The following is a 14,511-nucleotide window of genomic DNA, read 5'->3' on the forward strand; positions in this document are numbered from 1 at the left end:
TTTAAATTCTATAAATTAAATTTTTAAAAGCGCATTCATAGAACCAAACGGTGATGGTACTGAATCTAACTCACTATCATGGTGCCATTGTTCATCGTTTATACGATATCCAAACTGGAACTCGTTATCAACAGGTAAAACCTTTGTAATATAAAACTCACCACTCTTTTTTACTTTCATCGGCTCATCTTGCCAATCATTCCACTCACCACAAACACTAACACTTTCAACACCATCAGGTACAATACTAAATGTAACCCAAGCCTTTTGACCTTTTTTTGTAATTTTAACCATAATATTATCCTTAATATCAATTAATCTAAATTTAACTTTAGTAAGTCACTCATACATCAGCCCTTATATTATTAGTCGCTAGGTGCTTGCCTCCTTTTGAATCTGGTTTTATTATTTTTAGTTTTTATTCTACTTTATAGTCATACATATAAAGATAATATTCTGCTGCCATACGACCTGAATTAAAATCAAATTCTACATCTGTCATAGCATTTTTCATTATCTCAACCCATTTTTTAGGTTCGTTATAATATGTAGGTATTACTTTGTTTTCTAAAATATCCATCATATTTTTATTGTCAATACGATCTTGTTCTTCTATAGGAAGAGTATGATCTACTGGAGGTATGGTAAAAGAGTTGGCACCATCACGTGCGAATTCTGGATGCCAGCCATCGTCCATTGATACATGGATAGAACCATTCATGCTTGCTGTCATACCACTTGTACCACTTGCTTCACGAGTTATACGAGGTGTATTTAACCACACATCACTTCCCTCTTTTAAAAGACGAGATAACTCAAGCTCATACCCTGTTAAAACAGCTATGTTTGCATAATGATCACTAATATGAATAAGTTCATTAAATATCTCAACTGCACCTTGATCTGTAGGATAAGGTTTGCCTGCCCAGATAATCTGTACCGGCATCTCTGTACGTTTGATCAGTTGGACAAAACGCTCAAGGTCATATTTTAAAAGACCAGGACGCTTATACTCGGCAAAACGACGTGCCCATACAATAGTCAGTATCTCTGGATCAAACATTTTCCCGGTTTGGTCTGCTACGATAGCAAAAAGTAATTTTTTAAGGTGCATCTTACGAGCAATAAGCTCATAGTCTTCATGCTCATCTAATGCTCTAATAAGTGTTTTATCTGTCCAAAACTTTTTGTTTTGAGCATTTGTAATAGATATGATATCGCAACGTTTTTCTACTTTAGACCACATATTATTAGCTACTTCACCGTGAATCTTTGAAACAGCGTTTGCAATCTTTGCAGCACGGAGTGCTCCAACCGTTATACTAAAGTTATTATCAGCATTTGTACAACTTATTTCTCTGACTTGCTCAAGTGATAATCCCGAAAAGAATCCCATCTCATATAAGAAATTTATATCGTGTTCTTCGTTACCTGCTTTTTCAGGTGTATGTGTTGTAAAAACTACACGTTTCTTTACTTCTTCCATATCTTTATATTTGTTGTATAGTTGATAAACTAAAGGCAGAGAATGTCCTTCGTTCATATGGTATATATCTACTGATTGGTTAAGTGCTTCTAGAATCTTGACACCACCAATACCCAGTACAATCTCTTGAGCTACACGTGTACGCTCATTACCATCATATAGTTTGTGTGTGATAGTTCTTGATAGATAGTCGTTTTCCTCTGTATCTGTAGAAAGAAGAATTATTGGAGCTGTACCAAAAATATCAGGATGAAGTAAATATGCTTTTACAACCACATCTTCATTATGAATCTTAACCTTAACAGATACTGCCAACTCTTCTAAAAAGTAGTAATTTTTACGTGTGTATTGTACTCTTAAAGTACGATCTTCATTGCGGGCTTGATCGTAATAACCGTAACTCCAAAGTAGACCCACGCCTATTACGCTCTGTTTTAAATCGTACACACTTCTCATATGTGAACCTGATAAAAAACCAAGTCCCCCTGAATAAATCTTTAACGATTGATCAATAGCAAATTCCATTGAGAAATAAGCACACCTAGTATTGTATTTTTCATTAATATGATATGAAAACAAATTCATAACAACTCCTTAGCCTCACTTATTACCAATAAATACACACATATCTACAAGTCTACTGCTGTATCCCCATTCATTATCGTACCAAGCTAGTACTTTAACCGTTTTACCATCTACTACACTTGTCATATCCGGTATGTAAGTAGAGCTATATGTAGAGCCTATAAAATCACTTGAAACACGCTTTTGATTATCTATCTCTATTAAATCTGAAAACTCACCTTTAGATGCTAATTCCATGGCATAATTTACATCATCAACACTAACCTCTTTTTTAAGATTAACCGTCAGATCTACAACTGAAACATCAGGAGTAGGAACACGCATAGCATAACCGTTAAGTTTTCCATGTAAATGAGGCATAACTTTACCAATGGCCTTTGCAGCACCTGTTGTTGTAGGAATCATATTAATAGCGGCAGCACGTGCACGACGCATATCTTTAGAGTGTTTAACATCAAGTATGTTTTGATCGTTAGTATAAGAATGTATAGTAGTCATCAGACCGTTTTCAATACCAAAAGAGTCATCTAGAACTTTACATATAGGTGCAAGAGCGTTTGTAGTACAGCTAGCATTGGAAATTATAGCTTCTCCATTATACTGATCTGTATTTATATTAAGTACGTAAGTTGGTGTATCATCTTTGGCCGGTGCTGACATAACTACTTTTTTGACGCCATTTTTTAAATAACCTTGTGCTTTTTCGGAAGTTAAAAAAACACCAGTACATTCAATAACAAGCTCAGCTCCACGTGAGCCAAAGTCAAGCTCATTAATATTACGAGTAAAAGATAAAGAAACATTTTTTCCATATATATTGATTGTATTATCATTTACAAGTTTAGCATCAATGCCATTATGAACGCTGTCATAATTGAATAAATATTCCAACATTTCAGGTTTTGTAGTTGTATTTATTGCTACAAGCTCAATATCATCACGTCTTGCAATGATTTTTGCTACTATAATTCCTATACGTCCTGTTCCATTAATTGCTACTTTAAGTGCCATGGTCAATCCTTAAATTAAGTAACTATACAAACTAAGCATTATGCTAAACAAATAAACTTTATGTGGTGAAACTACCAAGAATAACTAATTATAAAAATATTAACTTAAAAATAACTATATAAATACAATTAATAACGAATATAATACAGAAAATACATAATATGTGACCATTATGATACTTTATTAGCATTAAGTAGAGAAAATATGAACAACAATCTTTGATATATAAGAGTTGCAAAAAGAAGAAAAAATGATTAATATTAAATAATATGCAGATAGTATTTATATAAAAGAAGGTGTAATATAAGCCGAGTTTTGTTCTGATAGCATTAATCTACTACACTTTTTACAAAGTGTCTCTAGCGAAACAAAAGCATTAGTGTTATAAAAACACCATATAAGAGGCTAACCACTTGTTTCTTGCTGCCGTGTTGGGTTTACAAGCTCTCTATGTTACCATAAAGACTGGTGGTCTCTTACACCACCTTTTCACCATCACCAAAAAGGCTGTAATATTTCTGTTGCACTTTCCCTCGACTTACGCCGGTCATCAGTTAGATGAAACACTCTCTTATAGCAGCTCGGACTTTCCTATTGGTACAAACCAATTAACTATCTATTACACCTATAAAATTTTACATTTTTTTTCCTTTTAAGTGCCTTTTTTATTACATGAACGATTGTTCATTGCGTACTTATATTATATGAACACTTGTTCTTGTTAATATAAGGTTTAATTAACACTTGTTCATATATAATTACAAAGTAAAGAACATATGTTCATATATCAAAAATCCCCTATTTTATGGAGTTTTATTAATCATGACAACAAAAGAAAAAATATTAAAAAGTTCTACAAAACTATTTTGTGAGTTTGGATACAAAGCTACAAGTGTACGCAAAATTGCAGCGGAGGTAGGTATAAAACAGAGTGCACTATATAATCACTTTAAAAATAAAGAAGAGATCTTTTTGGATGTATCTAAAAATATATTTAGTACACCCTTTTCTCTAAACGATGAAGATATAAAAGATAGTGCATTAAAAGGAAAAGCTTTTTTGACAAAGTATACTATGCAATATAAACTACTTACGTTTGATAAAAACAACGAGAATATGTTTAGACTCTTAATGATAGAGCTTTTTTCAAATAAAGAGCTTAGAGAGCAGTTTATGAGTGAATTTAACGATAAAAACATAAAAGTGCTCTCAGAGGGCTTTTTTATAATGATGCAGAACTCTTTAATAAAAGCATCTGATCCAATGCTTATGGCTCATGAGTTTCTCTCCACCCTATTCTATATAAGACTACAAGTTACGATGTTAAGATTTGATTCTAAAGCTACTGATGGATTATCAACACAGTTTGAAAAACATGTGGATTTTTTCTGGGAAAATATAAAAGCATAAGCATAATACTATTTCATATTGTTTAATATGAATAGTGTATATAAAAAAAGCAACCCCGCAAGGTTGCTATATATTAAGTATGAAAGAGCTTTATTAAGCTAAAGCTTCTAATGCATATTTTTCACCAAGCTCGTAAGCTTTTTTATTAGCTTCATGTACTTTTGGTGGTACTTTTGAAAGCATAATGTTAATTAGGTGATCTTTTTCAATTGCTTTCATCATAGTGTTAGCAATTGCTAATGCAACAACAGATTGAGTAATAACATTACCAACCTCTTCTTTTGCAATAGTAATAATTGGAATCTCATAAATATTCCAGTTTTTTCTATCTTCTTCAGTTGGAGTAATAAGGTTTGGATCAATTACGATTGTTCCACCTTTTGATACACCGTTTTTAAATAGATCAAAAGAAACTTGTGCAACTGAAAGCATAAAGTCAATTTCACCATCATTTGCATATGGGTAGTAGATCTCTTCATCATCTAAAGTAATATCAACAACTGTCGGACCACCACGAACTTGTGATGTATATGTAGCTGTCTTAAGTCCGTGACCACCAGCTTTGATTTTTGCAGCTGCAAAAATCTCACCTGCAAGAAGAACACCCTGTCCACCAACACCTGTAAATCTCATTAAAGTTCTAGCCATTGTGTTTCTCCTTATATTTTCTTAACAAAGTCATTTTGAGTAATTAAACCACGCTTACCTTGCTGTGCAGCTTTAATATCTTCATACATATCACAGTATTCACGTGCTTCTGTATCTTCTTTTAATACACCAGTAGGAAGTAAGTTTAATTGCTCTTCTTCACTTAAAGCATCATATTTTTTCTTAGCCATAGTAATAGAGTCAATCCACTCTAAGTTTTCCATAGCATTTTTCATTTGGTTTTTACGACCAAGGTTAATATGACAGTTAGAAAGTACTTCTAAGAAAGAGAAACCTTTATGCTCTAAAGCTTTAATCATAACTTTCTCTAATTTCTTAGGATCTAGCATAGTCTCACGAGCAACAAAAGATGCACCAGAAGCTATAGCTAAATTAGAAGCATCAAAAGTTGGATCGATATTACCAGCTTTTTGAGAAACTGTCCACATACCTTGAGGAGTAGTTGGAGAAGTTTGAGAATTTGTTAAACCATAGATAAAGTTATTAATAACGATTAAAGTCATATCTATATTTCTTCTACAACCGTGAATTGTATGGTTACCACCAATTGCAAGTGCATCACCATCACCAGCTACACAAACAACTAATTTGTCTGGATTAGCAAGTTTTACACCTGTTGCGAATGCTACAGTACGACCGTGAGTTGTGTGAACTGTATTGAAGTCTACATAAGAAGAGAATCTTCCTGAACAACCGATACCAGATACAACACAAACGTCATCTTGGCTTACACCAATTTTATCAACTGCACGGATGAATGCTTTTAATATAACACCATCACCACAACCCCAACACCATAGTGTCGGCATTTTTTCAAGTCTTAAATATTTATCGTAATTAAATGCCATATTAGAATACCTCTTTTACTTTATTTACAATTTCGTATGGAGAAAGTGCTCTACCGTTAACTTTATAAAGACCTTCAATATCAAGTCTTTGAGAAACTCTCTCTACCTCTTCAGTATATTGTCTAATGTTTAACTCAACACATAAAACATTTTTAACTTTGTCTGTAAAATGCTTGATTCTCTCAGCAGGTGATGGCCATAAAGTGATTGGTCTAAATAAACCAGCTTTAATACCATCAGCTCTTAAGTGACGAATCGCCTCTTTAGCTGCAAGTGAAACTGAACCGTAAGCGATGATTAATACATCGTTTTCTTCTAGATCATCACACATAAACTCTTCGTTAAGCTCTAACTCATCAGTATGAGCCATAACTTTATCTTCAAGTCTTTGAATAAGTTTTCTACAAGTCTCAATTTCCTCAGTTGGGAAACCTTTTGCATCATGGTGAAGACCAGTAAAGTGGTATCTATAACCTTTAAACATAGGGTTAAGTACAGCTGCTTCAGTTGGACCACACTCATATGGACGGTAATCTTCAGGAGCACCATCAAAAGTTTTACGAGGTACAATTCCAGCTTTTACATCTTCAGGAGTTGGTAACATTGCTTTACCATGCATGTGACCTAAAGTCTCATCAGTTAAAACAAAAACAGGTTGCATAAAACGATCTGCTAAGTTAAATGCACGTACAACTTCAGTGTAACACTCAGCTAAAGTACCTGCACATAAAGTGATTGAACGGTAGTCACCGTGAGACGGGTTTTTAGCTTGACGAACGTCACCTTGAGATACACGAGTCGGTAAACCAGTTGATGGACCACCACGCATAACGTTTACAACTACTAAAGGAACCTCTGCCATTTGAGCAAGACCTAAGTTTTCAGCTTTTAGTGAAATACCAGGACCTGAAGTTGCAGTCATAGTACGAACACCACTCATACCAGCACCGATAGCTGCTGCTACACCAGCAATCTCATCTTCCATCTGAATCGCAGCACCACCGTTCTTTGGTAAAAGATCAGAGATAGTGTGCATTACCTCAGATGATGGAGTAATTGGATACCCACCAAAAAATTCACAACCAGCATCTACAGCTGCAATAGCAGCTAAATCATTACCAGTAGATATTACTTCTCTTAATTCTGCCATTATTTCGCTCCTTGCTCAAGTGACATATAGTTGTTTGCAACAATTTTTGCCTGACGCTCTTTAGCTTCATCAGTAAGTTTTGCAAAGCTATAGCCAGCTTCTTTAAATTCTTTTTTGTCTGCTACATATATAGCGAAGTCTGGACATGTAAGTTCACACTCCATACAACCTATACATGCTTCTGGATGATCAACAGAGATCATTGCACCTAAAGTTGATGTTGATTCATATTTCATTCCAAGTACACCTGAAGGACATACTGATACACAGATGTCACACGCTTTACAGTTGTCTGTATTTACCCATACCGGTTGATCACCTGGATTTACCATCGGACTTGCTGCCATATTTTCTCCTAATTTTTAATATTAAGTCTAGTTACTAATATTTATAATTATTGACTTAACTTTGTTATCCCCAAAAGAATAACCTAATTTTTATTAAACTAACTCTATTTGTGCTACTGACGCTTCAATGTGTAACCTAAAGTTACACATAAAAGCTCACACTGTTACCTTTAGTTACTTCTTTAAAACCTCTGCTACAGCTTTTCCAATCTCAGCAGGAGAAACTACAACTTTAACACCAGCTGCTTCAAGAGCTGCCATCTTCTCTGCTGCAGTTCCAGCACCACCAGATACGATAGCACCAGCGTGACCCATACGTTTACCTTTAGGTGCTGTTTGACCAGCAATAAAAGCAACAACAGGCTTAGTAATATTTTCTTTAATAAAAGCTGCCGCTTGAATCTCAAGATCTCCACCGATTTCACCGATCATAACGATTGCTTCAGTTTCTGGATCAGCTTCAAACATTGGTAACAGTTGCTTGTATGAAAGACCGATAATTGGATCTCCACCGATACCTACAGCTGTTGTAATACCAAAACCTTCTTTACATACTTGGTTTGCACCTTCATATGTTAATGTACCAGACTTTGAAATAAGCCCTACATTACCTTTTTTGAAAATCATACCAGGCATGATTCCAATTTTACACTCTTCAGCAGTGATGATACCAGGACAGTTTGGCCCAATTGTTTTCATACCGTGTTTATTAGCATAAGCTTTTGCAGCTTGCATATCACGAACAGGAGCACCTTCTGTAATAATTACAGCTAGTTCAATTCCTGCTTCAGCAGCTTCCATTACAGCATCTGCAACAAAAACAGGCGGAACAAATATCATAGATACAGTAGCACCTGTATTTTTTACAGCATCACTTACTGTATTGAAAACCGGTTTACCTAGGTGTTCTTGACCACCTTTATTTGGTGTAACACCACCAACGATGTTAGTACCGTATGCTATACATTGCTCAGCATGGAAAGTACCCTCTTTACCTGTAAAACCTTGAACTATTACTTTTGTATCTTTGTTTACTAAAATACTCATTTAAATTATTCTCCCTTCGCTGCAGCTACTGCTTTTGCAGCACCATCAGCTAAATCAGTTGCAGCTATTACATTTGAAATATTTGCATTTTTAAGAATCTCTGCAGCTTCAGGTGCATTAGTTCCATCAAGACGAACAACAACAGGTACACGTACATCTACCATTTTAGTTGCTTCTAAAATACCATTTGCAATACGATCACATCTAACAATTCCACCAAAAATGTTTACGAAGATTGCTTTAACATTTTGGTTTTTAAGAATGATTTCAAAACCTTTAGCAACAGTCTCTGCATTAGCTTTACCACCAACATCAAGGAAGTTAGCAGGTGTACCACCCATATGGTTAATTGTATCCATAGTACCCATTGCAAGACCTGCACCGTTTACCATACAACCAATTTCACCATCAAGTGATACATATGAAAGTCCATATTGACTTGCTTCACGCTCGTCAGGATCTTCCTCTGTGATATCTCTCATATCTTCGATATCTGGGTGACGTCCAAGAGCTGAATCATCAAATCCCATCTTACCATCAAGTGCCAAGAAATCTCCTGCACCAGTTTTGATTAGAGGGTTAATTTCGATCATCTCTGCATCGTTTTCCATATATACATTATATAAAGCTGCAGCAAACTTGATAAATTTACCTTGTTCCTCTTTTGGAAGACCTAGACCAAATGCTAACTCACGACCGTGGAAACCTTGAAAACCTATAGCTGGATCAACAGCTACTTTTACGATTTTCTCAGGAGTTTCTTCAGCTACTTTTTCAATCTCCATACCACCTTCAGTAGAAGCCATAATAACAGGCATCTCTTTAGCACGATCAAGAACTACACCAAGGTAGAATTCATCTTTAATGTCAGCACCCTCTTCTATGTATACTTTATGTACCTCTTTACCTTCAGGACCTGTTTGGTGAGTTACAAGTTGCATGTGAAGAATTTCACCAGCTAACTGCTCAACTTCAGAAATAGACTTAGCAAGTTTAACACCACCGCCAAGACCACGTCCACCTGCATGGATTTGAGCTTTAACAACCCAAACTTTTCCACCTAACTCGTGTGCAGCAGCAACAGCTTGCGCTGGTGTGTTAGCAACAATTCCTCTTGGTGTTGGTACACCATATTTAGCAAAAATTTGTTTTGCTTGATATTCATGTATATTCATTCAATCTCCTTGTTTTGAAATGTGTTTTTATTTAACTTCGTATTGTTCACGACCCATTTGATAAAGGTCGTTTCCGTATGTATCGTTTACTACTGTAACCGGAAAGTCTTTTACTGTTAATTTTCTAACAGCTTCTGGACCAAGTTCAGGATACGCAATTACTTCGGCACTTGTAATTTGTTTTCCAAGTAAAGCACCTGCTCCACCTGTTGCACCAAAGTAAATTCCTCCGTATTCCTTACAAGCATCTTTTACTTCTTGATTTCTTTTACCCTTACCAATCATACCTTTTGAGCCATGCTTAAGCATTGTCGGAGAGTATGAATCCATACGATAAGATGTAGTAGGGCCTGCACTTCCTATTGGATCACCAGGTTTAGGAGGTGTTGGTCCAACGAAGTAAATAACACTTCCTTCTAAATCAAATGGAAGTTCTTCACCTGCTTCAATTAAGTCAACAAGTTTTTTATGAGCCGCATCACGAGCCGTATATATAGTTCCGCTTAAATATACAATATCACCTGCTTTAAGGCTTCTTGTAGTTTCTTCAGTAAGTGGTGTAGTTAAATTATATGTTTTACTCATCCCTTACCCCTTATATTGTAATATGTGTGTGACGTGAAGAGTGACACTGTACATTTACTGAAACCGGCAGAGAAGCAATATGGCAAGGGTTAGATTCAATATGTACAGCTAAAGCTGTTTGTGTACCACCCATACCCATAGAACCAATTCCAAGATTATTAATCTCTTTCATCATTCTTTCTTCAAGTTCAGCCATCTCAGGATCTTCGTTTTTAGTACCAAGATCACGGAAAAGTGCGTGTTTAGAACTAATTGCAGCTTTTTCAAATGTACCACCTATTCCAACACCTACAGTGATTGGAGGACATGGGTTTGGTCCAGCATCGCTAATACACTCTTTTACAAACTCAACTACACCATCTTTACCAGCAGCAGGTGGGAATACACGAGCACGTGACACATTCTCACTACCTCCGCCTTTTGCAGCGTATTCAATCTCTATTTTATCACCTTCAACTATGTCAAAGTGGATAATTGCAGGAAGGTTATAACCAACTGTATCTTTTAAGTTTGCACGAGAAAAAGGCTCACATGTAGAAGCTCTTAAATAACCTTCAGTATAACCTTTTTCAGTACCTTCATTGATAGCATCTTTTAATAATCCGCCTACAACTTTAACATCAGCGCCAACTTTTACAAAAAATACAGCTAAACCTGTATCTTGGCATAGAGGACGAGCCTCGCTACTTGCAATATCAGCATTTTCAAGTAGCTGTTTTAAAACCTCTTTACTTACAGGGCTTTTTTCATTTTCATAAGCTGCTTTCATGGCATTTAAAGCATCTTCTGGCAAGTTAGAGGCAGAATAAACTATAATGTCTCTAACATTTTTTACGATCTCTTCGTATGCAATTTCACGCATTATTTAGTTTCCTCAAAAAATTTATGTTTATTTAGTGAATCAATTAATTCTTGAACAGAATCACAAGAATTTTTAAACATCTCTTTCTCTTTTTCATCTAGTGTTACTTCAATGATCTTCTCAGCTCCATTTGCACCAAGCATTACAGGAACACCTGAAACAACATCACTGTATCCATACTCACCTTCTAGACAAACTGCACAAGGATGAATTTGCTTAGTATCTTTTAAAATAGCTTCAACCATAATAGCTGTAGATTTAGCAGGTGCATAATATGCTGAACCTGTTTTTAAATAACCAACTATCTCTGCACCACCATGACGTGTACGATTTACAATCTCGTTTATCTCATCACTAGTTAAAACATCTGAAAGAGGTACACCAGCTACTGTTGAGTAACGAGGTAATGGAACCATGTCATCACCATGACCACCCATAACAGATGCACGAATCTGACCCCCACCGTATCCAAGTTTTTCCTGAATAAATGCTGCCATACGAGAACTATCTAAAATACCAGCCATACCAATAACGCGACTTCTATCAAAACCACTCTCTTTTAATGCAACATAAGTCATTGCATCAAGTGGATTTGAAACCATAATAATTATCGCATTTGGAGAGTATTTTGCTATTCCGCCAATAACATCTCTAGTAATGTTTGCATTTGTCATAAGTAAATCATCACGACTCATCCCAGGTAAACGAGGACTACCAGCTGTTACAACAACAACATCACAATCAGTAAGTTGAGACATGTCTTCTGCAACTGTAACAACAGTGTGACTTCTTACTGCAGCAGCAGCTTGAGACATATCAAGGGCTTTACCTTTAGCTACTTCGATTTTGTTGTCACGTAAAATAATTTCATGACAAGAACCAAGCATAGCTAACGAGTATGCAACTGTAGCACCAACATTTCCGGCACCTACTATTCCTACTCTTTTTCCTTTACTCATACATACTCCTTTAAAAATTTTGCTTCTATTATAAAACTAATAACTAGTTTCATAAAAAAAGCAAAATGAGGGATATTCCCTCATAATTGCTATGATACTATATAGAGTCTATAATAGCGTTTAATGTAGCAGATGGACGCATAGCTTTTTCAGCTTTTGCATCATCTGGGTGGAAATAACCACCGATATCTTGTGCTTTACCTTCAACAGCTAAAAGCTCAGACATAATTTGATCTTCTTTCTCAGTTAACTCTTTAGCAACAGGAGCAAATTTAGCAGCTAATTCTGCATTATCACACTCAGCTAAAGCTTTTGCCCAATATTGAGCTACGAAAAAGTGAGAAGCTTTGTTGTCTGGCTCACCACATTTTCTACCTGGAGCTTTATTGTTACCAAGGTAACCGTCATTAGCAACATCAAGTGCAGCTGTTACAGCAGCTAACTTGTCAGAGTTGTGTTTTTGAGCGATAAATCTTAAAGACTCAGCAAGTGCTAAGAACTCACCAAGTGAATCCCAACGTAAGTGACCCTCTTCTAAAAATTGGTCAACGTGTTTAGGAGCAGATCCACCAGCACCAGTTTCATATAAACCACCACCAGCAATTAATGGTACGATTGAAAGCATTTTTGCAGATGTTCCAAGCTCTAAAATTGGGTACATATCAGTTAAGTGGTCACGTAAAACGTTACCAGTTACAGCGATAGTATTTTCACCTCTACGAATACGCTCATTTGTAAAACGTGTAGCATCAGTTACATTCATGATTTGGATATCTAAACCATCAGTATCTAATTCTGCAAGGTATTTATTTACTTTTTTGATCATTTCAGCATCGTGCGCACGGTTTTCATCTAACCAGAATACTGCCGGATAACCTTCAATACGAGTTCTCTCAACTGTTAAACGAACCCAGTCTTTGATTGGAATATCTTTAGCACGAGACATACGCCAGATATCACCAGCTTCACAGTCAAAACTCATAAGCTCAGTTCCATCTTCAGCAGTTACAGTTACTTTACCTGCTTCTTTAAGTTCGAAAGTTGTTGGATGAGAACCATACTCTTCAGCTTTTTGAGCCATAAGACCGATATTTTGCATTGTACCCATAGTAGTTACATCGTATTGACCGTTTTTAACACAATCAGCTACCATCTCAGCATGGAACATACCATAAGTAGAATCTGGAATAACAGCTAAAGTTTCTAGTGCCGCGCCTGTTCTATCCCATTGTTTACCACCTTCACGAACAACAACTGGCATAGAAGCATCAATAATTACATCGTTTGAAGCATTGAAGTTAGTTGTACCTTTATCAGAATCAACCATTGCAATTTTTGGAGCATCAGCTTCTACAACTGCTTGGAATGCAGCTTTAATTTCAGCTTCTTGAGCGTGACCAGCTATCTTTTTTTCTAGATCTGACATACCAAGGTTAGGATTTACACCTAATTCTTTAAATGTATCAGCATATTTAGCAAATACATCTTCGAAGAAGATTTCAAAACCGTGACCAAACATGATTGGATCAGAGATTTTCATCATAGTAGCTTTTAAGTGTACAGACCAGATAAGACCTTCAGCTTTTGCTTCTTCGATAGTTTTTTTGTAAAATGCACGTAAAGCAGCTACAGACATAAATGTACCATCTAAAATCTCACCAGCTAAAGCATCAACAGTTTTAAGCTCTTTTCCATTTAAAGCGATTGTAACTTTTTGATCTTTATCCATAGTAACAGATTTTTCATTACCATAGAAATCACCGTTTCCAGCCATGTGTGCTACACGAGCTTTAGAGTTTTCAGAATAAGCTTTTAGTCTATGTGGATTGTTTTGAGCAAATTTCTTAACCGCTTTAGCAGCACGACGATCAGAGTTACCTTCACGAAGAACAGGGTTAACAGCAGAACCTAAACATACACTATATTTAGCTTGAATCTCTTCTTCTTCAGCATTTGCAGGGTTTTCAGGGTAGTTAGGAATATCATAACCTTGACCTTGAAGTTCAGCAATACAATCTTTTAACTGACCAACTGAAGCAGAAACGTTTGGAAGCTTGATAATATTAGCATCTTCTTGAAGTACTAGTTCACCAAGTTTTGATAATTCATCTTCTGCAAGACCCATTGCAGAAAGAACACGTCCAGCTAGTGAGATATCTGAAGTAACAACTTCAACACCAGCTTCTTTAGTAAACGCATTTACTATAGGTAATAACGAATAAGTTGCTAAAGCCGGAGCTTCATCAATCTTTGACCAAATAATTTTTGACATACTAGTTCCTTAGTAAGGTAATTTTTTTCCAAAAGTTAATGTAACTTTGTGGATATGTAACACAAATCATACTAGGTTTAATCTAATATTAGTCATCAAAACTCA

The 14,511-nt window shown here is 35.8% G+C and carries 14 protein-coding genes and 1 other RNA gene; 1 reads left to right on the forward strand and 14 read right to left on the reverse strand.

Annotated elements, in window-relative coordinates; translation table 11 throughout:
• Positions 1-15: 15 nt before the first annotated feature.
• The 4 genes from ABZA65_RS04375 to rnpB form a co-directional block, all read right to left on the reverse strand.
• Positions 16-294, reverse strand: a complete 279-nt coding sequence (locus tag ABZA65_RS04375) for an isoamylase early set domain-containing protein (protein ID WP_373070998.1) — start codon at positions 292-294, stop codon at positions 16-18.
• A gap of 124 nt (positions 295-418) precedes the next feature.
• On the reverse strand, positions 419-2,071 hold the full coding sequence (glgP, locus tag ABZA65_RS04380) for an alpha-glucan family phosphorylase (protein ID WP_373071000.1): 1,653 nt from the start codon (positions 2,069-2,071) through the stop codon (positions 419-421).
• A gap of 15 nt (positions 2,072-2,086) precedes the next feature.
• Positions 2,087-3,082 (reverse strand): type I glyceraldehyde-3-phosphate dehydrogenase, encoded by a 996-nt coding sequence (gene gap, locus ABZA65_RS04385; protein WP_373071002.1) that lies wholly within the window; start codon positions 3,080-3,082, stop codon positions 2,087-2,089.
• A gap of 289 nt (positions 3,083-3,371) precedes the next feature.
• An RNA gene (gene rnpB / locus ABZA65_RS04390) (RNase P RNA component class A) lies at positions 3,372-3,710 on the reverse strand.
• Positions 3,711-3,904: 194 nt separating this feature from the next.
• Between rnpB and ABZA65_RS04395 the strand changes: the two genes are divergently transcribed.
• Positions 3,905-4,492: a TetR/AcrR family transcriptional regulator gene (locus tag ABZA65_RS04395; RefSeq protein WP_373071004.1), complete on the forward strand. Its 588-nt coding sequence runs from the start codon at positions 3,905-3,907 to the stop codon at positions 4,490-4,492.
• A 93-nt stretch (positions 4,493-4,585) separates the two neighbouring features.
• Here the strand turns inward: ABZA65_RS04395 and ABZA65_RS04400 are convergent, their stop codons facing one another.
• From ABZA65_RS04400 to ABZA65_RS04445, 10 genes are all read right to left on the reverse strand, one after another.
• Positions 4,586-5,140 carry a 2-oxoacid:acceptor oxidoreductase family protein gene (locus ABZA65_RS04400; protein ID WP_373071006.1) on the reverse strand — a complete coding sequence of 185 codons (555 nt, stop codon included), beginning with the start codon at positions 5,138-5,140 and terminating at the stop codon, positions 4,586-4,588.
• Positions 5,141-5,151: 11 nt separating this feature from the next.
• Positions 5,152-6,009, reverse strand: coding sequence for a 2-oxoglutarate ferredoxin oxidoreductase subunit beta (locus ABZA65_RS04405; protein ID WP_373071008.1), 858 nt, complete (start codon positions 6,007-6,009; stop codon positions 5,152-5,154).
• 1 nt (position 6,010) lies between these two features.
• Positions 6,011-7,159: a 2-oxoglutarate synthase subunit alpha gene (locus tag ABZA65_RS04410; RefSeq protein ID WP_373071010.1), complete on the reverse strand. Its 1,149-nt coding sequence runs from the start codon at positions 7,157-7,159 to the stop codon at positions 6,011-6,013.
• The gene (locus tag ABZA65_RS04415) at positions 7,159-7,506 is read right to left on the reverse strand and encodes a 4Fe-4S dicluster domain-containing protein (RefSeq protein WP_373071012.1); all 348 of its coding nucleotides are present in this window, start codon (positions 7,504-7,506) and stop codon (positions 7,159-7,161) included. The genes ABZA65_RS04410 and ABZA65_RS04415 overlap by 1 nt, the downstream gene beginning before the upstream one ends.
• Positions 7,507-7,680: 174 nt before the next feature.
• A complete protein-coding gene (sucD, locus tag ABZA65_RS04420) occupies positions 7,681-8,553 on the reverse strand; it encodes a succinate--CoA ligase subunit alpha (protein ID WP_373071014.1) in 873 nt (290 codons plus the stop codon).
• 5 nt (positions 8,554-8,558) lie between these two features.
• Positions 8,559-9,728 carry an ADP-forming succinate--CoA ligase subunit beta gene (sucC, locus tag ABZA65_RS04425; protein WP_373071016.1) on the reverse strand — a complete coding sequence of 390 codons (1,170 nt, stop codon included), beginning with the start codon at positions 9,726-9,728 and terminating at the stop codon, positions 8,559-8,561.
• 27 nt (positions 9,729-9,755) lie between these two features.
• Positions 9,756-10,313 (reverse strand): Fe-S-containing hydro-lyase, encoded by a 558-nt coding sequence (locus ABZA65_RS04430; RefSeq protein ID WP_373071018.1) that lies wholly within the window; start codon positions 10,311-10,313, stop codon positions 9,756-9,758.
• Positions 10,314-10,323: 10 nt separating this feature from the next.
• Entirely contained in the window at positions 10,324-11,175 is an 852-nt protein-coding gene (locus ABZA65_RS04435; RefSeq protein ID WP_373071020.1) for a fumarate hydratase, read from the reverse strand.
• Positions 11,175-12,134, reverse strand: a complete 960-nt coding sequence (gene mdh, locus ABZA65_RS04440) for a malate dehydrogenase (RefSeq protein ID WP_373071022.1) — start codon at positions 12,132-12,134, stop codon at positions 11,175-11,177. The genes ABZA65_RS04435 and mdh overlap by 1 nt, the downstream gene beginning before the upstream one ends.
• Positions 12,135-12,231: 97 nt before the next feature.
• A complete protein-coding gene (locus tag ABZA65_RS04445) occupies positions 12,232-14,406 on the reverse strand; it encodes an NADP-dependent isocitrate dehydrogenase (protein WP_373071024.1) in 2,175 nt (724 codons plus the stop codon).
• Positions 14,407-14,511: the final 105 nt, after the last annotated feature.

Source organism: Sulfurimonas sp., assembly GCF_041583195.1.
Taxonomy (GTDB): domain Bacteria; phylum Campylobacterota; class Campylobacteria; order Campylobacterales; family Sulfurimonadaceae; genus Sulfurimonas.

Coding starts and splice junctions, on each gene's coding strand:
- ABZA65_RS04375 (WP_373070998.1), bottom strand. CDS start 294: ATGGTTAAAATTACAAAAAAAGGTCAAAAGGCTTGGGTTACATTTAGT.
- glgP (WP_373071000.1), bottom strand. CDS start 2,071: ATGAATTTGTTTTCATATCATATTAATGAAAAATACAATACTAGGTGT.
- gap (WP_373071002.1), bottom strand. CDS start 3,082: ATGGCACTTAAAGTAGCAATTAATGGAACAGGACGTATAGGAATTATA.
- ABZA65_RS04395 (WP_373071004.1), top strand. CDS start 3,905: ATGACAACAAAAGAAAAAATATTAAAAAGTTCTACAAAACTATTTTGT.
- ABZA65_RS04400 (WP_373071006.1), bottom strand. CDS start 5,140: ATGGCTAGAACTTTAATGAGATTTACAGGTGTTGGTGGACAGGGTGTT.
- ABZA65_RS04405 (WP_373071008.1), bottom strand. CDS start 6,009: ATGGCATTTAATTACGATAAATATTTAAGACTTGAAAAAATGCCGACA.
- ABZA65_RS04410 (WP_373071010.1), bottom strand. CDS start 7,159: ATGGCAGAATTAAGAGAAGTAATATCTACTGGTAATGATTTAGCTGCT.
- ABZA65_RS04415 (WP_373071012.1), bottom strand. CDS start 7,506: ATGGCAGCAAGTCCGATGGTAAATCCAGGTGATCAACCGGTATGGGTA.
- sucD (WP_373071014.1), bottom strand. CDS start 8,553: ATGAGTATTTTAGTAAACAAAGATACAAAAGTAATAGTTCAAGGTTTT.
- sucC (WP_373071016.1), bottom strand. CDS start 9,728: ATGAATATACATGAATATCAAGCAAAACAAATTTTTGCTAAATATGGT.
- ABZA65_RS04430 (WP_373071018.1), bottom strand. CDS start 10,313: ATGAGTAAAACATATAATTTAACTACACCACTTACTGAAGAAACTACA.
- ABZA65_RS04435 (WP_373071020.1), bottom strand. CDS start 11,175: ATGCGTGAAATTGCATACGAAGAGATCGTAAAAAATGTTAGAGACATT.
- mdh (WP_373071022.1), bottom strand. CDS start 12,134: ATGAGTAAAGGAAAAAGAGTAGGAATAGTAGGTGCCGGAAATGTTGGT.
- ABZA65_RS04445 (WP_373071024.1), bottom strand. CDS start 14,406: ATGTCAAAAATTATTTGGTCAAAGATTGATGAAGCTCCGGCTTTAGCA.